Source organism: Mesorhizobium sp. WSM4846, assembly GCF_055811415.1.
In genome coordinates, this window is the sequence record NZ_JBVVPZ010000013.1 from 76,456 (window position 1) to 100,278 (window position 23,823).

The following is a 23,823-nucleotide window of genomic DNA, read 5'->3' on the forward strand; positions in this document are numbered from 1 at the left end:
TGATCAAAGACATGAAATCGGGCTGGAAATTGGTCGGCAACGTCATCAAACTGTGATCTGCTGGCGATACGCGGTCAGTCAAGCAACACGCTCCAGCCATCCCAAAGAGCCAGAGGCACGCCCCCATGACTGAACATCGCCCCGACGCCCATTTCCGCACCAGCCTGCTCGAGGAAAACGATGGGCCAGGAACCAATCCCACTGACAACCAGACGATGGGCGAAATCATCGCCGCGCGATTCTCGCGCCGTGGTTTTCTGCAGGGATCGCTCGCGGCAACCGCCATCGCCGCCACCGTCAGCCCGCTCGCGCTGATCCTCGCCGACGATGCCCGCGCCGGCGGCGGCTCGGTCTTCAGTTTCGACGAGGTCGAGGCAGGCGTCGACGACAAGCACCATGTCGCTGCCGGCTACGACGCCGACGTGCTGTTGCGCTGGGGCGATCCGCTGTTTGCCGATTCGCCGGAATTTGATCCGACAAAACAGTCGGCGCAGGCCCAGGAAAGACAGTTTGGCTACAACAACGACTATGTCGGCTATCTCCCGATAGACGGCTCGGCCGAGCACGGCCTGCTGGTGGTCAACCACGAGTACACCAATCCGCATCTGATGTTCCCGGGCCTTGTCAGCATCGTCGATGGCGAGGCCAAGCAGGCCCCACTGAGCAAGGAACAGGTCGATATCGAGATAGCCGCGCACGGCGGCACCATCGTCGAAATTCGCAAGGTATCAGGCAAATGGCAGGTGGTGCGCGACGGCAAGCTCAATCGCCGCATCACCGCCAACACCGAGATGGCGCTGTCCGGCCCCGTCGCCGGCCACGACCGGGTCAAGACCAGTGCCGATCCGACCGGCACGAAGGTCTTCGGCAGCGTCAACAATTGTGCCGGCGGCGTCACGCCCTGGGGCACCTACATCATGGCCGAGGAAAACATACACGGCTATTTCTCGGGCGAGCTGCAGGAAGGTCACAAGGAAGCCGCCAACTACAAGCGCCTGGGGATTCCCGACGGCTCCTATGAATGGGCTGCGCATTACGACCGCTTCGATATCGGCAAGGAGCCGAACGAGCCGAATCGCTTCGGCTGGATCGTTGAGGTCGACGTCAACGATCCGACCTCGGTGCCGCGGAAGCGCACTGCCATGGGCCGTTTCAAGCATGAGGGCGCTGAATCGATCGTCGCCAAGGATGGCCGAGTGGTGTTCTACCAAGGTGACGACGAGCGTTTCGACTATGTCTACAAATTCGTCACGGCCGGCAAGTTCAACGCCGAGGACCGCGCCGCCAACATGGATCTTCTCGACGACGGCACGCTCTACGTCGCCAAATTCGCCGAGGACGGTACCCTGGAATGGCTGCCGCTGGTTCACGGCCAGGATCCGTTGACCGCCGAGAACGGCTTTGCCAGCCAGGCCGACGTGCTGATCGGGACAAGGCTTGCCGCCGATCTTCTCGGCGCCACCAAGATGGACCGCCCCGAGGATATTCAGCCCCACCCGACGACCGGCAAGGTCTACGTCATGCTGACCAACAATTCGAAGCGCAAGACGGAGCAGGTCGACGCTGCCAACCCGCGCGCCGAAAACGCCTTCGGCCACATCGTCGAGATTGTTGAGGACGGTGGCGATTTCACTGCCACCAAGGGCAAGTGGGAAATCATGTTGAAATGCGGCGATCCCTCGGTGGCCGAAGTCGGCGCTACTTTCTCGACTGCAACGACCGCCAATGGCTGGTTCGGCATGCCGGACAATTGCGCCATCGATGCGGCCGGCCGGCTCTGGGTCTCGACCGATGGCCAGGGCCCGAAGGCGACCGGCCGCACCGATGGCCTGTGGGCGGTCGACACCGAAGGCGAGGCGCGGGCGACCTCGAAGCTGTTCTTCCGCGTGCCGATCGGCGCCGAACTCTGCGGCCCGCTGTTCACGCCCGACGACCAGACCGCCTTCGTCGCGGTCCAGCATCCTGCCGATGGCGGCGAGGACTGGGAGGCTTTTGGCCGTCCCTCCTACTATGAGGACCTATCGACCCGCTGGCCTGACTTCAAGCCCGATATGCCGGTGCGGCCGTCGGTCGTCGCCGTCACCAAACAGGGCGGTGGCAAAATCGCGGTCTGAATCACTGCAAGGCGCTAGCAGCGCCAAGGAAGGATTTCGTCGATACGAAATCCTTCCTTTTCCTGATGCGCGGGAATGCGCCTGATGGGCTCATTCGGCGCGCTGAACCACGGCCACGTTCATCATGCTTCTCAACCTGAAGCCAATGGACTCGTATAATCCGATGGCCGTGGTGTTGCTGGCAAAGGCGTGGAGATAGGGAACTTCGCCGCGCGCCGCTATCCGGTTTGCCACGAACAGCGACAGCAGCCTGCCCAGGCCACCGCCTCGAAATTCCGGATGTGAGCACACCCCGCTAAGTTCGGTATAGCCGGGTTGCTTCATGCGTTCGCCGGCCATCGCCGCAAGTCGGCCCTCGATCTTCACACCCCAAAAATCGCCGAGGCTCAAGGCTTCGAGCGTGAATGGGCCGGGCTTGGTCACCAATGCCAAGGCGAGCATCTCAGCTGCATCGTCCCGCTTCAGACGTTGCACGCGCTCGTCGGAGACCATCTGCAATGGCCGCTCGGCAATCATCTGAACCCCGGGCGCGGTCGAAGTCGCCGAAAGTTCCGCGGGCAGAGCAATGGCGTCCACCTGAAGCAGGATCGCACTCTCGCCTGGGGAGACAAGTTTTCCGAGCGCCTGCAGGCTTTCCGCATCGTCCGCGGCACTGGCAGCGAAGGGAGCTATCGAGGGCCGATACCGCATGGCGAGGTCGTCACCTTGCGCGAAGGCGTGGTGTCGCGTCCGAAGCGCGCTCCACACGGGACGGTCAAGCAGGTGTTTCATTGCGCGGCACCTTCCGGCTTCTTTACACGACGGTCGAGAGGCGCCGCGGCGAGGCCGTCCTCGATGGCGGCCAGCTGATCAAGAAGCGGCCCAGAAAGATCCGCGCACAGATCCGCGACGGCATTCTCGATGCGCGGCCAGACGTCGTGCTTTGCAATATCGACCAGCCGCTGGCCGTGCAGGGTAAGGCAGACAATCCTGCGCCGCTGGTCATCATCCGATGGACTGACCTCGACCAGTCCCAATTCGGCCAGAAGCGACACGCTCCGCGTTACACCTGGCTGCGCGACCCCGAGGGATTGCGCCAGTTCCCCGACTGGCAGCGGGCCCAGCCTGTCGAGCGCAGCCAGCAGCGGGTATTGGCTCGACTGAACCGGCACATCGAGGCAGTCGAGCAGGCGCTGCGTATCCGCCTGCAATTGCTCGCCAATACGCTTCAGCCTGCTGCCCAGGCACAGGAAGCCAAGGGACCTTATGACGTCTTCCATAATCAACCTGCCAGGCAATTGATAACATGATATATAACGTTATATGGAAATCAAGCGCCGCCATCGCACGGCCGCTTTCAAGCGTCGTCACCAGATTTGGTCGTCTTGGGTCGGGAACATCGCTCGGATGCTGGCGCTGCGTCGCCTGGGCAGGCCGTTCAGTCAGTTCCGCAGCCGGTAGCCGGTCCTGAAAATCCACGCGACGATCGCTATGCAGATAAGCAGGAAAACCACGGTCATGCCGAGGCTGATGCCGATCGAGACGTCGGACTTGCCGTAGAAACTCCAGCGAAAGCCGCTGACCAGATAAAGGACAGGGTTGAACAGCGTCACCGTGCGCCAGGTGCCGGGCAGCATGTCGATCGAATAGAAGCTGCCGCCAAGGAAGGTAAGCGGCGTGATGATCAGCAGCGGCACCAGCTGCAGCTGCTCGAAGCTCTTCGCCCAGATGCCGATGATGAACCCGAACAGGCTGAAGGTCACCGACGTCAGCACCAGGAAGGAGAGCATCCAGAACGGATGCTCGATGGTCAGCGGCACGAACAGCGACGCGGTCCCCAGGATGATCAGGCCGAGTATGATCGACTTGGTCGCCGCACCCCCGACATAAGCGATGATGATCTCCAGATAGGACACCGGCGCCGACAGCAGCTCGTAGATCGAGCCGACGAATTTCGGGAAATAGATGGCGAAGGAGGCGTTGGAGATCGACTGCGTCAGCAGCGACAGCATGATCAGCCCCGGCACGATAAAGGCGCCGTAGCTGATGCCGTCGATCTCGGTGATGCGCGAGCCGATGGCCGAGCCGAAGACGACGAAATAGAGCGATGTCGAGATGACCGGCGAGACAATGCTCTGCAGCACGGTCCGAAAGGCGCGCGCCATTTCCATTTTGTAGATCGCCCAGACGGCTCGCAGGTTCATGCGCCCTTCCTCACCAGGTTGACGAAGATCTCCTCGAGCGAGCTGTTTTGCGTGTCGATATCGCGGAACTGGATGCCGGCCGTCTCAAGGTCGCGCAGCAGCGAAGCGACGCCCGGCCGCTCGCTCTGGTTGTCATAGGTGTAAGTCAGTCGATCACCGTCCGGCGAAAGCTCCAAAGCGTAGCGCGACAATTTCTCGGGTATGGTGGCGAGCGGGCTGCGCAATTCCAGCAACAGCCGTTTGCGGCCGAGTGTGCGCATCAGTTGCACCTTGTCCTCAACCAGCACGATCTCACCGCGATTGATGACGCCGACGCGGTCGGCCATCGCCTCGGCCTCCTCGATATAGTGCGTGGTCAGGATGATGGTGACGCCATCCTCGCGCAGCCGGCGCACCATCGCCCACATGTCCTGACGCAGCTCGACGTCGACGCCGGCTGTCGGCTCGTCGAGGAACAGCACCCTCGGTTCGTGCGACAGCGCCTTGGCGATCATCAGCCGCCGCTTCATGCCGCCGGACAGGGTGATCGCCTTGGCGTCCTTCTTGTCCCACAACGACAGGTCGCGCAGCACTTTCTCGACAAAGGCGTGATTGGCCGGCTTGCCGAACAGGCCGCGGCTGTAGTTGACCGTCGCCCACACGCTCTCGAACGCGTCGATGGTCAGTTCCTGCGGCACCAGCCCGATGAGGCTGCGTGCGGCGCGATAATCCCGGCTGATGTCGTGGCCGTCGACGCTGACCGTGCCCGACGAGCGGTTGACGATACCGCAGACGATCGAGATCAGCGTCGTCTTGCCGGCGCCGTTCGGCCCGAGCAGCGCAAAAATCTCGCCGCGCTCGATATCGAGGTTGATCTCCTTCAGCGCTTTGAAACCGGTGGCGTAGGTCTTGGTGACCCCGGAAATGGAAATGATCGATGGCATGGTTGAAAAACGGCTGCTTGAAAGGAGGTCTGTTGATTTTAGTCCGCTGAATGTCGGTGCGCGCGGCCGGAAGTCAATGGCACTCCTGACATTCTGGACATCGGCGCATCCACCGCTGCCGCAGTCCTGCGGCGTTCCGCCTCGCGTGACGCCACGCCGCTTTGACCGCCTGGCGCATCCGGCCTATCTTCCCTGACATAGCAGCAGCCGGAGCCCGCCATGGACCCGCTCATCCTTTCGCGCATCCAGTTCGGCGCCAACATCTCGTTCCATATCCTGTTTCCGGCTATCACCATCGCGCTTGGCTGGATGCTGCTGTTCTTCAAGCTTCGCTACAACGCCACCGGCGATACCGCCTGGATGCGCGCCTATTTCACCTGGGTGAAGGTGTTCGCGCTGTCCTTTGCCATGGGCGTGGTTTCGGGCGTCACCATGAGCTTCCAGTTCGGCACCAACTGGCCGGGCTACATGGAAATCGTCGGCAACATCGCCGGCCCGCTGCTCGCCTATGAGATACTCACCGCCTTCTTCCTCGAGGCGGCGTTCCTCGGCATCATGCTGTTCGGCTTCCGCCGCGTTTCCAACCGCATTCACACGCTGGCAACCGTGCTGGTGGCCGGCGGCACCACCCTGTCCGCCTTCTGGATCATCGCGCTCAATTCATGGATGCAGACGCCGGTCGGCTTCGAGATGCGCGACGGCGTAGCCCACGCTACCGACTGGTGGGCGATCGTCTTCAACCCGTCCATGCCCTACCGGCTCGTCCACATGCTGCTTGCCTCCGGCCTGACGGTTTCGTTCCTGATCGCCGGCCTGTCGGCGCTGCGCTATCTCTATGGCGACCGTTCGGAATCGATGTGGAAAGCCTTGCGCACCGGTGTCTTCACCGCGGCGGTCCTGATCCCCATCCAAATCTTCGCCGGCGACCAGCATGGCCTCAACACGCTCGAGCATCAGCCGCAGAAGGTCGCCGCCATGGAGGCAAACTGGAACACCGGCCCCAACGTGCCGCTGGTGCTTTTCGCGCTTCCCGACGAGGCGGCAAGGGAGAACAAATTCGAGCTCACCATCCCCGATGGCGCCAGCCTCATCCTCACGCACAGCGCCAGCGGTGTCGTGCCGGGGCTGAACGACTATGCCGGCAACCACCCGCCGGTGTTCCCGGTGTTCTGGGCTTTTCGCATCATGGTCGGCACCGGCGTCCTGATGCTCGTCGTCTCCTGGTCGGCCGCCTTTTTCCTCAAGCGCCGGCACAGCCTGCCGAGACCGCTGGCGCTGGTGATGGTGCCGATGGCGCTGTCCGGCTGGCTGGCGACACTGGCCGGCTGGTACACCACCGAGATCGGCCGCCAACCGTGGCTGGTCACCGGCGTGCTGAAAACTGTCGATGCCGTCGGCCCGGTCGCCGGCAGCCAGGTCGCGCTGTCGCTTGCGGTCTATCTCATCCTCTATGCGCTGCTTCTGATCGCCTATCTCGGCGTGCTGGTCTACCTGGCGCTGAAGGCGGCGAAGGACGGCGATGCCTCGCCGCTGCCGGGCGTTCTCGACGCGCCGCTGTCGCAGCCGGCGGCGAAATAGGAGAACGGCGATGACCCTCGACTGGCCGACATTGCTCCCCCTCATCTTCGCCGGCCTGATGGGCCTTGCCATCCTGATCTACGTCATCCTCGACGGCTTTGATCTCGGTATCGGCATCCTGTTCGCAGCCGCCGGGGACGCCGAGCAGGACACGATGATCGCCGCAATAGGCCCGTTCTGGGACGCCAACGAGACCTGGCTGGTACTGGCCGTCGGCCTGCTGCTGGTCGCCTTCCCGCTGGCGCACGGCACCATCCTCACCGCGCTCTACATTCCGGTCTTCCTGCTCCTTGTCGGCCTGATCCTGCGCGGCGTTGCCTTCGATTTCCGGGCCAAGGTGCCGGCCGGTCACAAGCATCGCTGGAACCGCATCTTCTTCCTGGGCTCGGTCATCGCTTCGCTGGCGCAGGGCTACATGCTGGGGATCTATGTGCTGGGCCTTGATGTCGGCCCCGGCGGCATGGCCTTCGGCGCGCTGGTGGCGCTCTGCCTTGCCGCCGCCTATGCGGCGATGGGCGCGGCCTGGGTCATCTACAAGACGGAAGGCGAATTGCAGAAGAAGGCGGTGCTATGGCTGCGCCGGGCGCTGGTGCTGACCGCGCTCGGCATGGTCGCCGTCTCGCTGGCCACGCCGCTCGCCAGTCCGCGCATCTTCGACAAATGGTTCGTCTGGCCGGCCATGCTCTATTTGTCGCCGCTGCCGGTCCTGTCGGCGGTGCTGTTCGCATGGCTGTGGCGGCAGACCTTCCATCTGCCTAAGGCCGGCGACCGCCATGCGCTGACGCCGTTCTTGACGCTGGCCGCCATCTTCACGCTGGGCTTTGCCGGCCTCGCCTGGTCGTTCTATCCCTTCGTCGTGCCCGACAGGCTGACCATCTGGCAGGCGGCGTCCGCGCCTGAAAGCCTTGCCATCATCCTGGCTGGCACGGTGGTGGTGCTGCCGATCATCATTTTCTATTCGTTTTATGCCTACCGCGTCTTCGGCGGCAAGGCGACGGATCTGTCCTACGACTGACTGGCAAACCGCCGAATTGCACAATATTTAGGCAGTCGATTGCTCGGGCGGCAGCGGCTCGTGAAGACTGCCTTGCCAATCCCACCTTGCCAATCCCGCCGGGAAAGTCCGATTCGCAGCGATTTCGATGGTTTGGCATGTCTGTTGCTTTGCCCTGGCGACCAATTGGTTTTGTCCAGTCAAAGGGAAAGATAATGAACCGTCGCAATGTCTGCATGCTGGCCTTCGCCGCCGCCGTTGGAATGGCCATGGCTTCGTCTCCGCAGGCGCGGGCCGACGCCTTGAGCGACATCGCGGCGCGCGGCACCGTCCGCATCGCCGTTCCACAGGATTTCCCGCCCTTCGGCAGTGTCGGCGCCGACATGACGCCGCAAGGCTACGACGTCGACATCGCCAATCTGATTGGCGAAAAGCTCGGCGCCAAGGTCGAGATCGTCCCGGTCACCAGCGCCAACCGCATTCCCTATCTCCAGACCAACAAAGTCGACCTGGTCATTTCCAGCCTCGGCAAGAATCCCGATCGCGAGAAGGTCATCGACTTTTCCGAAGCCTATGCTCCGTTCTACAACGGCGTGTTCGCTCCGGCAGACGTCGCCGTCGCAAAAGCGGAAGACCTCGCCGGCAAGACCGTTGGCGTCACCCGCGGCGCGATCGAAGATCTCGAACTGACCAAGGTTGTGCCGGCGAGCGTCGAGATCAAGCGCTACGAGGACAATAACGGCACTATTTCCGCTTTCCTTTCGGGCCAGGTCGAGGTGATCGCGACCGGGAATGTCGTCGCCGCCGCCATCCTCGAAAAGAACCCGCCCAAGCGGCCGGAGCTCAAGTTCCTGATCAAGAACTCGCCTTGCTACATCGGCATGAACAAGGAGCAGCCGGCGTTGATGGCCAAGATCAACGGCATCATCGCCGCCGCCAGGTCCGATGGCGCCCTCAACGCGATTTCGCAAAAATGGCTGAAGGTGGACCTGCCGACTGAGCTGTGATCGCCGCGTGTGGCTGAGGTCGGATAGCAAGTCATGACCTATCAGTTCGATTTCGGCTGGCTGATCGGTTCTCTGCCGGTGCTGCTCAAGGGCATCCGGATCACCGTGCAGCTCATTCTGATTGGCGCGGTGTTCGGCGTGGCATTGGGCATTGCCTGCGCCTGGGTGCGGGCGCTGGGGCCGAAATGGCTAAAACCCGTCGTCGCAACCTATGTCGAGCTGATCCGCAACACGCCCTTCCTTATCCAGCTGTTCTTCATCTTCTTCGGCCTGCCGTCGCTTGGCATCAGGATGTCGGAACTGACCGCCGCCAACCTCGCCATGATCGTCAACCTCGGCGCCTACAGCTGCGAGATCATCCGCGCCGGCATCCAGGCCACGCCACGCGGCCAGTTCGAGGCCGGCGCCAGCCTCGCCATGACCCCGTTCCAGACCTTCTGGCACGTGGTTCTGGTCCCGGCGCTGCAGCGCATCTGGCCTGCGCTGTCGTCGCAGATCGTCATCGTTATGCTGGGTTCGGCCGTCGTTTCGCAGATTGCCGCCGAGGACCTGACCTTCGCCGCCAACTTTATCCAGTCGCGCAATTTCAGGGCCTTCGAAACCTACTTCGTCTCCACCTTGATCTACCTGGCGCTCGCCATCCTGCTGCGCCAGCTGCTGGCCGGCCTGGGCGGGATGCTGTTCCCGAGGAAGGCGCCGCGATGAGACAGGCGCCATGATCGAGTTCAGCTTCTGGGACATCCTGCGCAACCTGCTTCTGGCCGCGCGCTGGACCGTTGTCCTCTCGCTGGTCTCCTTCATCGGTGGCGGCATCGTCGGCGCGGCCCTGCTTTTCCTGCGCATCGGCGGCCGGCGTGGGATGCAGTTTCTGTCACGCGGCTACATCCAGCTGTTTCAGGGCACGCCGCTGCTGATGCAGCTCTTTCTGGCTTTCTTCGGGCTTGGCCTGTTTGGCATCGACGTTCCCGCCTGGCTTGCCGCCTGTGTCGCGCTCATCCTGTGGACCGCAGCCTTCCTCGCCGAAATCTGGCGTGGCTGCGTCGAGAGCATTGCCAAGGGCCAATGGGAGGCGTCCGCCAGCCTCGGCATGGGTTATCTCCAGCAGATGCGTTACGTCATCCTGCCGCAGGCGCTGAAAGTGGCGGTGCCGCCGACCGTCGGCTTCTCGGTGCAGGTGGTGAAGGGTACCGCGCTCACCTCGATCATCGGCTTCGTCGAACTGTCGAAGGCCGGTTCGATCGTCACCAACGCGACATTCCAGCCGTTCACCGTTTATGGCCTGGTCGCGCTCATCTATTTTGCTTTGTGCTGGCCGCTGTCGAAATCCAGCCAGCTCCTGGAAAGGAAGCTTAATGTCGCTCATCGCAATCACTGAGGTGAAGAAGCGTTTCGGCGGCAACGAGGTGCTGAAGGGGATTTCCATCGACGTCGCGGCGGGCGAGGTCGTCGCCATCATCGGCAAGAGCGGTTCGGGCAAGTCGACGCTGCTGCGCTGCATCAACGGGCTGGAGACCATCGATGAAGGCTCGATCGTTGTCGCCGGCGCCCAGTTCCTGCCCGACGAGGTGCATCTCAAGGCGCTGCGCCTGAAGGTCGGCATGATTTTTCAGCAATTCAACCTGTTTCCGCATCTCACCGCCGGCGGCAATGTCATGCTGTCGCAGATGGTGGTGAAGAAGACGCCGAAGAAGGACGCCGAGGCGGTCGCGCGAAAAATGCTCGACCGCGTCGGTCTCGCCCACAAGTTCGACGCATTGCCGGACGAATTGTCCGGCGGCCAGCAGCAGCGTGTGGCGATCGCCCGGGCGCTCGCCATGCAGCCCATCGCGCTGCTATGCGACGAGATCACCTCGGCGCTCGATCCCGAGCTCGTCGCCGAGGTGCTGGCCGTCGTCAAGGAATTGGCGGCGGAAGGCATGACGCTGGTGATGGTCACCCACGAGATGCGCTTTGCACGCGACGTCTGCTCGCGCGTCGTCTTCATGCATCAGGGCCGCGTCCACGAGATCGGCGCCCCCGAGGACGTCTTCGCCAACCCCAGGACGCCGGAGCTCAGGCAGTTTCTGGGCGTGCAATAGCGGGCATTGTTGCCCGCGCGCTCGCTGGAGCATCGGACGCCTGAGACGCGGCCCGCCACGTCCGCCGCTCCGCTAAACACGGGGGCTGCGCGGCGGACACGCCAACGTCACCGCTGAATGTCACGCCATTTTGCAGAACTTGACGCACACAACTTTGGAGATTGGCGAAAGCCGTCATGACGGCCGATCTCCCCCCAAATGGGGGAGATGTCCGGCAGGACAGAGGGGGCGCGAAGGATCGCTACAGATCGTTTTATCCTGAGCCGCATCAGCTCTTGTTGGCGGCCAGCACCAGCACCGGCTTGTCGCTGTAAAGATCCGGGAATAGCGTCTTCAAACTCTCGACCTTGGGCAGGTCGTTGTAGACGATATAGGGGTAGGTCGGGTTCAGCGTCAAAAAGTCCTGGTGGTAGTCCTCGGCCGGATAGAATTTTTTCCCCGTCTCCAGCGTGGTCACGATCGGCTCCCGAAACACCTTGGCCTTGTCGAGTTGGGCGATATAGCTCTCGGCGATCTTCTTCTGCGCGTCGCTTTCGGCAAAGATCGTCGAACGGTATTGCGGGCCGCGGTCCGGACCCTGGTAGTTCAGCTGCGTCGGGTTGTGCGCGACTGAGAAATACACCTGCAGCAACTGTCCGTAACTGACTTTGGACGGCTCGTAGATGATCTCGACGGCTTCAGCATGCCCGGTCAGTCCGGTGCCGACCGTCTCGTAGACGGCGGTGTCCTTGTCGCCGCCGGCATAGCCGGAGACGGCGCTGGTCACGCCCTTGACGTGCTGGAACACGCCTTGCACGCCCCAGAAGCAGCCGCCGGCGAAGATCGCCCTGGCGGTGCCGGCGGCGGGTTTTTCGTCCATCGCCGGTGGCGGGATCACCACCGCCGCCTCGGCCGAGATCGCCGGCGTCTGCCACAAGGCGGCGCCAGCCGCCGCGAGCATCAGCGCCGCAAGCGCGCCCCAGGCGACGTTGGTCAATCGTTTCGCGGCGGTTCTTTCAATGCCGGCCATCTCTGATCTCTCCTGCATGAGGTTTTCGACTATACGACAGATAGGTTCGTCGCGGTTTCACATTGCCGTGCGGGCGTGTGCGTCGGCTGGCTCGACCCCGTTCCGGACGTGGCCTACTTGGCCGTGCCCATTGCGTCGCAGGTCTTGGTCGCCTCGTCCTTCTTCATCGCGTCGGTTTCCATGGCAGCCTTGTCCATGCAGCCCTTCAGCTTTTCGACCGCCATCGGATCCGCGGGCTTCATCGCGTCGGTCGCCGGCTTCATGGCGTCAGTCGCCATCGCATCGGCCGGCTTCATCGCATCTTCGGCGCGCGCAACGCCGCCGGCAAAAAGCGCCGTCGAGCAAAGCGCGAAGGCAAGTGCCGGCAAGGTCAGGCGGGTGAGATTGGTCATGATGGTCTCCCAGGGTTGGTGGCGCGCCGGAATGGCGATCACATCAGCTGTTCGCCGCTGCCTGGGCCTTCGTTACAGCCATCACCGCTTCGTGATCGGTCCTTCCCCTCCCACAAGGGGGAAGCCAAACGGCGTCACCCTAGGCCTTCGAATTTCGAACCGTTGCCCACACAAAAACGCCGCCCGGGGCGGCCGGACGGCGTTGAAATCTGATGCTGTGCGGACCCGCGCCCCTTCTCGGCGCGCCGCGGTCGCCGGCCTATTGCGTAAGCACTGTTTGCGAAGGCCGCTGGTTGAAATCGCATTTGCCGGTCACGGTGTAGAAGAAGTCGGCGTTGGACACCGGAGCCGGTACGGGATTGCCGCCATCTTCCCAGGCCTGCTGGCTGGGTTGGCCGCACGGCACGGCGGTGAAGATGTCCACCAGTTTGCCGTTCGCGACTTCAACGCCGTCGATGTACAACCGATTCGATGTGTTCGCGTCGTTCGACTTGAGCTTGGGTGTTTGGGCCGACGGCACATCCATCTGCAGGTACAGCACATCCATCAGGCTGACGTCGATCACCGCGCAGGCGCCGTTCGCGGGATACATGGTGTTGGTGCAGGTGGTCAGGTATTTCTTGTTGCCGCTCGTCTGGGTGATCGCTCCAGTGGGCAGGTTGTTGAAATTCTGCACCGTCTTGGTCGTGCATTTTTGCTCCTGGACCTTCGTTTCCGTCGCTCCGTTGACCGTGTACACGGTGGACGTGCCGTAGCCTTTCGGATCACCAAAGTTGTTGTAGACATAGGTGATCTTCATCAGCGGGTTGGCCGCCGTCTCGCCGAATTTCGTGCCGTAGAGTCTCATCGTCTTGCCCCAATGGCCCGACACTTTGTCGATCTTGAACGTGGTCTGCACCAGCGCCGGCCGCTTGCGCACCGCCGACGCGACGCCGATCTGCACCGTGTCGACGTGGGCGATCTGCATGAAGTTCGTCGGCATGGCAAAGCTGGCCGAAGCATTGATGCTGGCGGTGCCGTCGGCAGCGACGACGAAGCTGTCGAGCTTGGCGATGCCTTGCCCGCTATTGGCCGTAAACGACTCCTGCAGTTTCACCTGACGGTCCGCCAGTGACGTGCTGGTTGGCAGCGTCGTGATCGACAGGGTCGCGGCATCGAGCGCATTCTGCATCGATCCCCTGGTCGCAACGGCTGAGTTGTAGTCGATTGAAAAGCCCAGAGCGGCACACATCGGGATAAGCATGATGGCGAGTATCGGCGCGAGGGAGCCGCTCTCGGAATTGAGAAAATGACGTCCAGATTGTAGCATTGCTTGGCCCCCATACGGTGACAGCTCGTGGCCTATCACGCAGGGCGCGGACTATGCTCTAATCTGATGGATCAAAGCTTAACGGTGTTGCGCCCCCCGTCCGGCATTAACGGTGTTGCGCCCCCCGTCCGGCAGCGCAAACCTCAGCGATTGCCCCGGCCGCGCGCCCGGCCGCTTGCCCGGGCAAGCTGCCCCTGCTAAAGCGCGCGGCATGACCACGCCGATCAAGAACATCCGCAATTTCTCCATCGTCGCCCATATCGACCATGGCAAATCCACGCTTGCCGACCGGCTGATCCAGTCCACCGGCGGGCTGGAGCTGCGCGACATGAAGGAGCAGGTGCTGGACTCGATGGACATCGAGCGCGAGCGCGGCATCACCATCAAGGCGCAGACCGTGCGGTTGAAATACCGCGCCAGCAATGGCGAGGACTATATCCTAAATTTGATCGACACGCCCGGCCATGTCGACTTCGCCTACGAAGTGTCGCGGTCGCTGGCCGCCTGTGAGGGTTCGCTGCTGGTCGTCGATGCCTCGCAAGGCGTCGAGGCGCAGACGCTGGCCAATGTCTACCAGGCCATCGACAACAACCACGAGATCGTCGTGGTGCTGAACAAGGTCGACCTGCCGGCGGCCGAGCCGGAGCGCATCCGCGAGCAGGTCGAGGAGGTGATCGGTATCGACGCCTCCAACGCCGTGCTGATCTCGGCCAAGACCGGGCTCGGCATTCCCGACGTGCTGGAGGCGATCGTCAACGATTTGCCGCCGCCGCGCGAGGGCGACATTGCTGCCCCGCTGAAGGCGATGCTGGTCGACAGCTGGTACGACGCCTATCTCGGCGTCATCGTCCTGGTCCGCATCATCGACGGCGTGCTGAAGAAGGGCCAGACCATTCGCATGATGGGCACCGGTGCCAAGTACCTGGTCGAGCGCACCGGCGTCTTCACCCCGGCCCGCATCAATGTCGACGAGCTCGGCCCCGGCGAGTTCGGCTTCTTCACCGGCTCGATCAAGGAAGTCGCCGACACCCGCGTCGGTGACACCATCACCGAGGACAAGCGCCAGACGGCACAGGCCCTGCCCGGCTTCAAGCCGGCGCAGCCGGTGGTGTTCTGCGGCCTGTTCCCGGTCGATGCCGCCGATTTCGAGGATCTGCGCGCCGCAGTCGGCAAGCTGCGCCTCAACGACGCTTCTTTCTCCTTTGAAATGGAAACCAGCGCCGCGCTCGGTTTCGGCTATCGCTGCGGCTTCCTTGGCCTGCTGCATCTGGAAATCATCCAGGAGCGGCTGGAGCGCGAGTTCAACCTCGACCTCATCGCCACGGCGCCGTCGGTCGTCTACCGGCTGCTGTTGAACGACGGCACGACCAAGGAATTGCACAACCCCGCCGACATGCCCGACGTGGTCAAGATATCGGCTATCGAGGAGCCGTGGATCCGCGCCACCATCCTGACGCCGGACGAGTATCTCGGCGGCATCCTAAAACTCTGCCAGGACCGGCGCGGCATCCAGGCCGACCTGTCCTATGTCGGCAAGCGCGCCATGCTGACCTACGACCTGCCGCTCAACGAGGTCGTCTTCGACTTTTACGACCGGCTGAAGTCGATCTCCAAGGGCTATGCCTCCTTCGACTATCACCTTACCGATTACAAGGAAGGCGACCTGGTCAAGATGTCGATCCTGGTCAACGAGGAGCCGGTCGACGCGCTGTCGATGCTGGTCCACCGCACGGCGGCAGAAAAGCGCGGCCGGCTGATGTGCGAGAAGCTGAAGGAACTGATCCCGAACCATCTGTTCAAGATCCCGATCCAGGCGGCAATCGGCGGCAAGGTCATCGCCCGCGAGACGATCTCGGCGCTGCGCAAGGATGTCACCGCCAAATGCTACGGCGGCGACGTCTCGCGCAAGCGCAAGCTGCTCGACAAGCAGAAAGAGGGCAAGAAGCGGATGCGCCAGTTCGGCAAGGTCGACATCCCGCAGGAGGCGTTTATCCAGGCGCTGAAGATGGGCGATTGAGAAGCCGTCCGCGCGTAGCTGAGGGGGATCAGGCTTCGTGGCCCAGCGCTCGCGGCTTTATCCGCCGGCGCGTATCGGCTAAGGGCGGGGAGCAAAATCCCGGATTCGCCAATGACCGCCAAATCCTCCCCCCTCTTCCTCGGCATCGACACCGGCGGCACCTATACCGATGCCGTGCTGTGGTCGGAAGCCGGTGGCGCTAACGGAAAGGTTCTGGCCAAGGCCAAGGCGCTGACCACCCGCCACGATCTGGCGGTCGGCATTTCGAGCGCGGTCGATGCGGTGCTGCAAAAAGCCGCCACCGATCCGGCAGCGATAAAACTGGTGTCGATGTCGACGACGCTTGCCACCAACGCGCTGGTCGAGGGCCAGGGCGGCCGCGTCGCGCTGGTGATGATCGGCTTTGCCGAGGGCGACCTTGCCCGCGACGGGCTGAAGGCCGCACTCGGCACCGACCCTGTCGTGTTCTGCCCCGGCGGCCACGATGTCCACGGCAATGCGGCAAAACTCGATCTGTCCGGGCTGGAGGCAGCGCTGCCGGAACTCGGCGCCTCGGTGTCCGGCTTTGCCGTCTGCGCCTATTTCGCCACCCGCAACCCGGCGCATGAGCTAAGCGCGCGGAACCTGATCCGCGACATAACAGGCCTGCCGGTCACCGCCAGCCACGAGCTTTCGGCCAAGCTCGGCGGCCCGCGCCGGGCGCTGACGACGCTGCTCAACGCGAGGCTGATCTCGATGATCGACCGGCTGGTGGCGGCGACCGAGGGCTTTCTTGCCGCGCGCGGCATCGCCGCCCCGCTGATGGTGGTGCGCGGCGACGGCGCGCTGGTTTCGGCCGCCTTCGCCCGCCAGCGGCCGATCGAGACGATTCTTTCAGGCCCGGCCGCCAGCCTTGTCGGCGCTCGCCACATGACCGGCCTCGACAATGCAGTCGTCTCCGACATCGGCGGCACCACCACCGACGTTGCCGTGCTCGACCAGGGCCGTCCCAGGCTTGACCCGGAAGGCGCCACCGTCGGCGGTTTCCGCACCATGGTCGAGGCGGTGGCCATGCGCACCTTTGGGCTCGGCGGCGATTCCGAAGTGGCGCTGGAGGATGGCGCGCTCAACCCAAGAATCCTGCTCGGGCCGCGCCGCCTGGTGCCGCTGGCGCTGGCCGGCATGATGCATGGCGAAGCGGTGACCGTCGAACTGGAACGCCAAATCCGCGCGGCCAACCCCAGCCGCATGGATGGCCGGCTGGCGGTCAGGACTGGCGTGCCGGAGCGGCTGGCTGCCGGCCTGACCGGCGCCGAGGCCAAGCTTTATGAACTGATCGGCTCGACGCCCCTCGCCGTCGACAGGCTTTTGACATCAAACGCCCAGAACGCCACCTTGAACCGGTTGGTGTCGCGCGGGCTGGTGCATGTCGCCGGTTTTACGCCGTCGGACGCCGCCCATGTGCTGGGCAAGCAGGCCAACTGGGATGCCGCCACGGCTCGGCTCGGTGCCGAGCTGTTCGCCCGCAGGCGCGACGGCCGCGGGCAGGCGATCGCCGCCTCACCGGAGGCGATCTCGGAACGGGTGCTGACCACGCTGACCCGGCTGTCGGCGGAAGTCGTCCTCGAAACCGCCTTTGCCGAGGACGGGCTGGACGGCGCGGCGACCGTGGCGCACGCGCTGGTCCAGCGCGCAGTCGATTCCCATCCCGGCATCGCACGGCTGAGCGTCGCCCTCGACCGCCCGGTCATCGGCCTCGGCGCCTCGGCGCCGCTGCATTATGCCGGGCTGCCACCGCTGGTCGGCCATGACTGCGTGGTGCCCGAAGATGCCGATGTCGCCAATGCGCTCGGCGCCGTCGTCGGCCAGGTCAGGGTTTCGGCGGAGGCGCGCGTCAGCCAGCCCCAGGAAGGGCTGTTTCGCGTCGCCTCAGGCGAAAGCGTGCGTGACTTCAATGACGAGGCGGCGGCGATCGCGGCAGCGGAAACCGATGTCCGCACCATTGCCGCCGGGCGGGCCAGGGACGCCGGCACCGACAGCGCCGAAATCGAGATCGCCAGCGAATTCCGCGTCTCGACCGTCGAGGGCCAGCGCATGTTTATCGAGGCCCATGTGGTGGCGGTGGCGTCGGGCAGGCCAAGGATCGCGGTTTGAGGGAGAGCGCAATCTCCCCCACAAGGGGGAGATTGGCGGCTTTGGCCGGCGGCGAAAATGCCCTACCTTCACCTAAGCTGAATTGACCCTGCCACCCTGACATGTCAAAGGCCCGGCCAAAGCCCTTCGTCTGGAGAAGCCCGATGACCGATCGCGTCGAAATCGCCGGATTGCGGATTGCCCGCGAGCTTTATGATTTCGTCGTGAACGAGGCGCTGCGGGCCACCGGCATTGCAGCCGACGCCTTCTGGACCGGCTTCTCGGCCATTGTGCATGATTTGGCGCCGAGGAACCGGGCTCTGCTCGCAAAACGCGACGCGCTGCAGGGCCAGATCGACCACTGGTCTCGCGACAATGGCGCGCCCGCCGACATGGAAGCCTACAAGGATTTCCTGAGGGAAATCGGCTATCTCGCGCCGGAAGGGCCGGCCTTCTCCGTCGCGACGGACAATGTCGACCCCGAGATCTCGGTGGTTGCAGGGCCGCAATTGGTAGTGCCGGTGATGAACGCGCGTTACGCGCTGAATGCCGCCAATGCGCGCTGGGGCTCGCTCTATGATGCGCTCTACGGCACCGATGCCATTCCCGAGACCGACGGCGCCGAGAGGGGCGCCAGGTTCAATCCCGTGCGCGGCGCCAAGGTCATTGCCTGGGCGAAGGGTTTTCTCGACGAATCGGTCCCGCTGACGACCGGCAAATGGGCGGGGGTGAACGGGCTTGCCGTGGCCAACGGCATGCTGCGGCTGGGCGAGGGCGCCGGCGCCACGACGCTCGCCGATCCCAAACAGTTTGCCGGCTATCGCGGCGGCGCCGATAATCCCGAAGCCGTCCTGCTCACCCGCAATGGCCTGCATATCGAGATTGTGATCGACCGCAGCAACCAGATCGGCAAGACCGATCCGGCCGGCATTGCCGATGTCGTGCTGGAATCGGCGCTGACGACCATCCAGGACTGCGAGGATTCGGTCGCGGCGGTCGATGCGCAGGACAAGGTTTTGGTCTACCGCAACTGGCTCGGCCTGATGAAGGGCGACCTTGCCGAGGAGATCACCAAGGCCGGCAGCACGTTTACGCGTAAACTCAATCCCGACCGGTCGTACACCGCGCCTGATGGTGGCGCGCTGTCCCTGCCTGGCCGCTCGCTGATGCTGATCCGCAACGTCGGCCACCTCATGACCAATCCGGCGATTACAGATCGCGACAGCAACGAAGTGCCGGAAGGCATAATGGATGCGGCGATGACGGCGCTGATCGCGCTGCACGATGTCGGCCCGAACGGACGACGCGCCAATTCCCGCGCGGGCTCGATGTATGTCGTAAAGCCCAAGATGCACGGGCCGGAGGAAGTCGCCTTCGCCGTCGAGATATTCGACCGTGTCGAGGCGCTGCTCGGCATGGCGAAAAACACCATCAAGATGGGCATTATGGACGAGGAGCGGCGCACCACCGTCAACCTCAAGGAGGCGATCCGCGCCGCCAAGGATCGCGTCGTCTTCATCAACACCGGTTTCCTCGACCGCACCGGCGACGAGATCCACACCTCGATGGAAGCCGGCCCGATGATCCGCAAGGGCGACATGAAGCAGGCCGCCTGGATTGCCGCCTACGAAGCCTGGAACGTCGACACCGGGCTGGAATGCGGGCTGGCCGGCCGCGCCCAGATCGGCAAGGGCATGTGGGCGATGCCCGATCTGATGGCGGCGATGCTGGCGGAAAAGATCGCCCATCCCAGGGCCGGCGCCAACACCGCCTGGGTGCCCTCGCCGACAGCGGCGACGCTGCACGCCACCCACTACCACAAGGTCGACGTCGACGCTGTGCAGGCGGCGCTGAAGAGCCGCCCCAAGGCAAAGCTCGACGACATCTTGTCGGTGCCGGTAGCGGTGCGGCCGAACTGGTCGCCGGAGGAGGTCCAGAACGAGCTCGACAACAACGCGCAAGGCATACTGGGCTATGTCGTGCGTTGGATCGACCAGGGCGTCGGCTGCTCGAAAGTGCCTGACATCAATGACGTTGGTCTGATGGAGGACCGCGCGACGCTGCGCATCTCCTCGCAGCACATCGCCAACTGGCTGCATCACGGCGTGTGCACCTCAGACCAGGTTATGGAGACGATGAAGCGCATGGCCGGCGTCGTCGACCGCCAGAACGCAGGCGATCCGCTCTACCGGCCGATGGCGCCCGACTTCGACAAGTCGATCGCCTTCCTCGCCGCCTGCGACCTGGTCTTCAAGGGCCGCGTCCAGCCCAACGGCTACACCGAACCGGTGCTGCACGCGCGGCGGCTGGAGCTGAAGGCGAAGGAAAGACCCTCGCTAGCGCGCATAGAGTTCTAGTATAACCCGACAGATATTAGCAATTGCTAAAACATCGTTGTCCCGGTGCACGCGATCTGCTACGATTTAACCACCGACAAACGGCTCTGGGAGGCCGTGCGTCCGACATCATGCACAAGAACTCAAAACCGGAGAACGGCCATGACACGGCTTCTGACGGTCGCTGCCCTTGTGGCAGCGGGCAGTTTGGTTGCGATGCAAGGCGCAACCGCCGATGACGCTGCGATGATCAAGAGCGCTGAATCCGCCGCACCCCCCGCTGTAGCAAGCGGCGCTGCGATCCACGCTATGGATGAGAAGGGTGCAATGCGCACACTGCGCGAGGGCACAAACGGCTTCTGGTGCATGCCGGACAACCCGGCCACACCTGGCCCGGATCCAATGTGTGGCGATGCCAACGCGATGGAATGGGCGATGGCGTGGATTGGAAAAAAGGAACCGCCCAAGGGCAAGGTCGGCTTCATGTATATGCTGGCCGGCGGCACCGATGGCAGCAACACCGATCCTTATGCGACGAAGCCCGAGGAAGGCAACAATTGGGTGGAGACCGGACCGCACGTGATGATCGTCAACGCAACGGACATGATGCAGGGCTATCCGGCTGACCCCAAACCTGACACGTCCAGGCCATATGTGATGTGGGCGGGCACTCCCTACGCACATCTCATGATTCCGGTTAAGTAGCTGCCGCGGAAATCATTGGCCACTACGATCGGGCCGCGTAGCTCAGACCGTCGAGTTCCTGCGGGCCGGGCCGGTCACCCTCCCTCCCTCACGGGGGAGGGGAACGTCACGCCGCCTGCGCCATTCGCTCCGAACTCATGCGGTACGAAATCGCCTCGGCCAGATGGATGCGGCCGACCGTCTCGCTGGCCTCGAGATCGGCCAGCGTCCGCGCCACCTTCAGCACCCGGTGATAGGCCCGCGCTGAAAAGCCAAGCTTTTCGCTGGCATCCCTGAGCAGCGACAGGCCTGATGCATCCGGCATCGCGATCTCCTCGATAACAGAGGGTGAGCAGTGCGCGTTGGTGGTGACGGAGGTCGCGCCGAGCCGCTCGAAACGTTCGCGCTGGGTTGTCCGGGCGCGGGCCACGCGCAGCGCCACATCGGCACTCTTCTCCGCCCGGTCCGGCCGGATCAGATCGCTGGCCGAGACCGCCGGCACCTCGATCCGGAGATCGATGCGGTCGAGCAGCGGGCCGGAAATGCGCGCCTGGTAGTCGGTGCGGCAACGATCGCCGCGCAGGCAGCGATAGCCCGGCTCGCCAGCCATGCCGCAGCGGCACGGGTTCATCGCCGCGACCAGTTGGATGCGCGCCGGATAGGTGACGCGATGATTGGCGCGGGCGATCATGCAGTCGCCGGTCTCCAGCGGCTGGCGCAGCGCATCTAGCGCCTGCGGCGAGAATTCGGGAAACTCGTCGAGGAACAGCACGCCGTGATGGGCCAGCGAGGCCTCGCCCGGCCGCACGCGCAGGCCGCCGCCGACCAGCGCCGCCATCGAGGCCGAATGGTGCGGCGCGCGGAACGGCCGCCGGTCGGTCAGCTTGCCTTCGGCAAGCTCGCCTGCCACCGAGGCGATCATCGAGACTTCGAGCAATTCCCGCGGCGCCAGCGGGGGCAGGATCGACGGCAGCCGCTGCGCCAGCATCGATTTTCCCGATCCTGGCGGACCGATCATCAGCATGTTATGGCCGCCGGCCGCCGCCACTTCGAGTGCCCGCTTGGCGGTCTCCTGGCCTTTGATGTCGGCAAGATCCGGCAGGTCGCGCGCCGAGGCATGGATGCCGGCCTCCGGCCGCGACAGCACCTGCGTGCCGCGAAAATGATTGGCGATGGCGATCAGGCTGCGCGGCGCCAGGATGTCGAAATCCTTGCCGGCCCACGCCGCTTCCGGGCCGCAGGCGAAAGGGCAGATCAGGCCCTTGCCTTCGGCATTGGCGCCGATCGCCGCCGGCAGCGCGCCGGCCACCGCGGCGATGGTGCCGTCGAGCGACAGTTCGCCAAGCACGACATAGCCGGCCAGCATGTCGCCTGGAATGGCGCCAAGCGCCGCCATCAGGCCAAGCGCGATCGGCAAATCGTAATGGCTGCCTTCCTTGGGCAGGTCGGCAGGCGCCAGATTGACGGTGACCTTCTTCGACGGCATCGACAGGCCCGATGCGTGCAGCGCCGCCTGCACCCGCTCCCGGCTTTCGGCCACCGCCTTGTCGCCGAGCCCGACGATGTGCATGTTGACCTTGCCGGGCGCGATCATCACCTGCACATCGACCGGCACGGCCTCGATGCCCTGGAAAGCGACCGTGCGGACCCGCGCAACCATTTTTCTGCCCCCGGACATGGGCTCGCCCGAAGCCCATGCGATCATGCCGCGAACGGCGTCATCCGAGACAACCACAGATTTTGGGCAAAGGCAAGAACATTACGGGAACAATCGAACGTTGTGCCTTGATGGCATCGCATCGGCTACGGACCGGAACCCCGCAGTTCCGCCAAGCATGGACGCTACTTGCGTTTGTCCTCGACCGCATCCCAGAACAGGCTGGCGATATCGGCGCCACCAAAACGCTGCACCTCGCGCACGCCGGTCGGCGACGTCACGTTGATCTCGGTCATGTAGTCGCCGATCACGTCGATGCCGACGAGGATAAAGCCGCGCTCCTTCAGCGACGGGCCGATGCGGGCGCAGATCTCGCGTTCGCGCTCCGTTAGTTCCGTTTTTTCGGCGCGGCCGCCGACATGCATGTTGGAGCGGGAATCAGTCTCGGCCGGCACCCGGTTGATGGCGCCGACCGGCTCGCCGTCGATCAGGATGATGCGCTTGTCGCCGGCTCGCACCTCCTTCAGATAACGCTGAACGATGTAGGGCTCGCGGAACATCTGGCCGAACATTTCGAGCAGCGAGGCGAGATTGCGATCGGCCTCGTGCAGGTGGAAGATGCCGGCGCCGCCATTGCCGTAGAGCGGCTTGACGATGATGTCGCCGAACTCCTTGCGGAAGGCGGCAACCTCCTGGCTGTCCTTGGTGATCAGCGTTTCCGGCATCAGGTCGGGAAACTCGGTGACGAAGATCTTTTCCGGGCTGTTGCGCACCCAGGCCGGGTCGTTGACCACCAGCGTCCTGGGATGGATGCACTCCAGCATATGCGTCGTGGTGATGTAGTTCATGTCGAACGGCGGGTCCTGCCTGAGCAGGACGACGTCCATCTCCGACAGGTCGGTGCGCACTTTCTCGCCGAGCGAATAGTGATTGCCCTTCTCGTCGCGGACCTGCATTTCCTCGACGCCGGCAAACACCTTGCCGTCGCGCAGCGACAGCCGGTCCGGCGTATAATGGAACAACTGGTGGCCGCGCCGCTGCGCTTCCAGCGACAGCGCAAACGACGTGTCGCCGGCAATCGAGACGGTGGAAATGTGGTCCATCTGGACAGCGATTTTCAAAGGCATGGCGGATCTCCGGCGGATCGGATGGGCTGCTTGCCCTTACAACCTCCCCGGTCATCTGCCAATCGCGACATTTTGAAGATTGCCTGCTGGGCGTAGCTGAGGCGCAGGCGGAGCGCCTTGCCCAGTTCGGCTGCGCCGGCCGCAACGATTCCTGTTCGGCTGACGAGCGACTTGTCAGACATAAGCCCGCGAATTTGCGTTTTCCCCTTGCTCCCCCGACCGGTCTGGCTAGGATGCGCGCCGACCGAGCCTACGGCGAAGCGCGTCCTTCTGGATGCGCAAACGACGCTGTAGCACTTTGAT

21 protein-coding genes are annotated in these 23,823 nt (G+C 63.7%); 12 read left to right on the plus strand and 9 right to left on the minus strand.

The genetic code is table 11. The features are described from left to right. Positions 1 to 125: 125 nt before the first annotated feature. Positions 126 to 2,114 (plus strand): PhoX family protein, encoded by a 1,989-nt coding sequence (locus tag AC0L15_RS13835; RefSeq protein ID WP_473496491.1) that lies wholly within the window; start codon positions 126 to 128, stop codon positions 2,112 to 2,114. A 90-nt stretch (positions 2,115 to 2,204) separates the two neighbouring features. Here AC0L15_RS13835 and AC0L15_RS13840 read toward each other — a convergent pair whose 3' ends face one another. The 4 genes from AC0L15_RS13840 to AC0L15_RS13855 all read right to left on the minus strand — a co-directional run bounded on the left by AC0L15_RS13840 (position 2,205) and on the right by AC0L15_RS13855 (position 5,220). After that, positions 2,205 to 2,885: a GNAT family N-acetyltransferase gene (locus tag AC0L15_RS13840; protein ID WP_473496492.1), complete on the minus strand. Its 681-nt coding sequence runs from the start codon at positions 2,883 to 2,885 to the stop codon at positions 2,205 to 2,207. Further along, positions 2,882 to 3,373: a MarR family winged helix-turn-helix transcriptional regulator gene (locus tag AC0L15_RS13845; protein ID WP_128169309.1), complete on the minus strand. Its 492-nt coding sequence runs from the start codon at positions 3,371 to 3,373 to the stop codon at positions 2,882 to 2,884. The genes AC0L15_RS13840 and AC0L15_RS13845 overlap by 4 nt, the downstream gene beginning before the upstream one ends. 162 nt (positions 3,374 to 3,535) lie before the next feature. Next, positions 3,536 to 4,297, minus strand: a complete 762-nt coding sequence (locus tag AC0L15_RS13850; RefSeq protein WP_027154718.1) for an ABC transporter permease — start codon at positions 4,295 to 4,297, stop codon at positions 3,536 to 3,538. Continuing rightward, positions 4,294 to 5,220: an ABC transporter ATP-binding protein gene (locus AC0L15_RS13855; protein WP_023801419.1), complete on the minus strand. Its 927-nt coding sequence runs from the start codon at positions 5,218 to 5,220 to the stop codon at positions 4,294 to 4,296. The genes AC0L15_RS13850 and AC0L15_RS13855 overlap by 4 nt, the downstream gene beginning before the upstream one ends. Here AC0L15_RS13855 and AC0L15_RS13860 point away from each other — a divergent pair. The 7 genes from AC0L15_RS13860 to AC0L15_RS13890 all read left to right on the plus strand — a co-directional run bounded on the left by AC0L15_RS13860 (position 5,207) and on the right by AC0L15_RS13890 (position 10,877). After that, positions 5,207 to 5,416, plus strand: a complete 210-nt coding sequence (locus tag AC0L15_RS13860) for a hypothetical protein (protein WP_128169312.1) — start codon at positions 5,207 to 5,209, stop codon at positions 5,414 to 5,416. The two genes, AC0L15_RS13855 and AC0L15_RS13860, sit on opposite strands and share 14 nt — an antisense overlap. A 23-nt stretch (positions 5,417 to 5,439) precedes the next feature. After that, a complete protein-coding gene (locus AC0L15_RS13865) occupies positions 5,440 to 6,798 on the plus strand; it encodes a cytochrome ubiquinol oxidase subunit I (protein WP_287195131.1) in 1,359 nt (452 codons plus the stop codon). 10 nt (positions 6,799 to 6,808) lie between these two features. Further along, on the plus strand, positions 6,809 to 7,813 hold the full coding sequence (locus AC0L15_RS13870; protein WP_287246932.1) for a cytochrome d ubiquinol oxidase subunit II: 1,005 nt from the start codon (positions 6,809 to 6,811) through the stop codon (positions 7,811 to 7,813). A gap of 215 nt (positions 7,814 to 8,028) precedes the next feature. Next, the gene (locus AC0L15_RS13875) at positions 8,029 to 8,799 is read left to right on the plus strand and encodes a transporter substrate-binding domain-containing protein (RefSeq protein ID WP_051505691.1); all 771 of its coding nucleotides are present in this window, start codon (positions 8,029 to 8,031) and stop codon (positions 8,797 to 8,799) included. Positions 8,800 to 8,832: 33 nt separating this feature from the next. Further along, complete coding sequence (locus tag AC0L15_RS13880; protein WP_287066695.1) at positions 8,833 to 9,504, plus strand: amino acid ABC transporter permease; 672 nt, start codon at positions 8,833 to 8,835, stop codon at positions 9,502 to 9,504. Positions 9,505 to 9,514: 10 nt separating this feature from the next. After that, a complete protein-coding gene (locus AC0L15_RS13885; RefSeq protein ID WP_023801425.1) occupies positions 9,515 to 10,174 on the plus strand; it encodes an amino acid ABC transporter permease in 660 nt (219 codons plus the stop codon). Then, positions 10,152 to 10,877, plus strand: coding sequence for an amino acid ABC transporter ATP-binding protein (locus tag AC0L15_RS13890; RefSeq protein ID WP_287066697.1), 726 nt, complete (start codon positions 10,152 to 10,154; stop codon positions 10,875 to 10,877). Before AC0L15_RS13885 ends, AC0L15_RS13890 begins: the two co-directional genes overlap by 23 nt. Positions 10,878 to 11,145: 268 nt before the next feature. Here the strand turns inward: AC0L15_RS13890 and msrA are convergent, their stop codons facing one another. From msrA to AC0L15_RS13905, 3 genes are all read right to left on the minus strand, one after another. Then, entirely contained in the window at positions 11,146 to 11,886 is a 741-nt protein-coding gene (msrA, locus tag AC0L15_RS13895) for a peptide-methionine (S)-S-oxide reductase MsrA (RefSeq protein WP_287246931.1), read from the minus strand. A 113-nt stretch (positions 11,887 to 11,999) separates the two neighbouring features. Continuing rightward, on the minus strand, positions 12,000 to 12,278 hold the full coding sequence (locus AC0L15_RS13900) for a hypothetical protein (protein WP_287066699.1): 279 nt from the start codon (positions 12,276 to 12,278) through the stop codon (positions 12,000 to 12,002). Between the two features lie 259 nt (positions 12,279 to 12,537). Further along, a complete protein-coding gene (locus tag AC0L15_RS13905; protein WP_287246975.1) occupies positions 12,538 to 13,587 on the minus strand; it encodes a TadE/TadG family type IV pilus assembly protein in 1,050 nt (349 codons plus the stop codon). Between the two features lie 211 nt (positions 13,588 to 13,798). Between AC0L15_RS13905 and lepA the strand changes: the two genes are divergently transcribed. From lepA to AC0L15_RS13925, 4 genes are all read left to right on the plus strand, one after another. Further along, positions 13,799 to 15,604, plus strand: coding sequence for a translation elongation factor 4 (gene lepA, locus AC0L15_RS13910; protein ID WP_287066700.1), 1,806 nt, complete (start codon positions 13,799 to 13,801; stop codon positions 15,602 to 15,604). A 111-nt stretch (positions 15,605 to 15,715) separates the two neighbouring features. Continuing rightward, positions 15,716 to 17,737, plus strand: coding sequence for a hydantoinase/oxoprolinase family protein (locus AC0L15_RS13915; protein WP_287246930.1), 2,022 nt, complete (start codon positions 15,716 to 15,718; stop codon positions 17,735 to 17,737). Positions 17,738 to 17,880: 143 nt separating this feature from the next. After that, positions 17,881 to 20,073, plus strand: coding sequence for a malate synthase G (locus tag AC0L15_RS13920; RefSeq protein WP_287246929.1), 2,193 nt, complete (start codon positions 17,881 to 17,883; stop codon positions 20,071 to 20,073). 141 nt (positions 20,074 to 20,214) lie between these two features. Beyond that, positions 20,215 to 20,757, plus strand: coding sequence for a hypothetical protein (locus AC0L15_RS13925; RefSeq protein WP_287246928.1), 543 nt, complete (start codon positions 20,215 to 20,217; stop codon positions 20,755 to 20,757). 106 nt (positions 20,758 to 20,863) lie between these two features. On the opposite strand, the gene AC0L15_RS13930 is transcribed toward AC0L15_RS13925, so the two are convergent. Both AC0L15_RS13930 and gshB read right to left on the minus strand, forming a co-directional pair. Further along, positions 20,864 to 22,396, minus strand: a complete 1,533-nt coding sequence (locus AC0L15_RS13930; protein ID WP_287246927.1) for a YifB family Mg chelatase-like AAA ATPase — start codon at positions 22,394 to 22,396, stop codon at positions 20,864 to 20,866. Between the two features lie 182 nt (positions 22,397 to 22,578). Further along, the gene (gene gshB, locus AC0L15_RS13935; RefSeq protein WP_128245686.1) at positions 22,579 to 23,520 is read right to left on the minus strand and encodes a glutathione synthase; all 942 of its coding nucleotides are present in this window, start codon (positions 23,518 to 23,520) and stop codon (positions 22,579 to 22,581) included. Positions 23,521 to 23,823 lie beyond the last annotated feature (303 nt).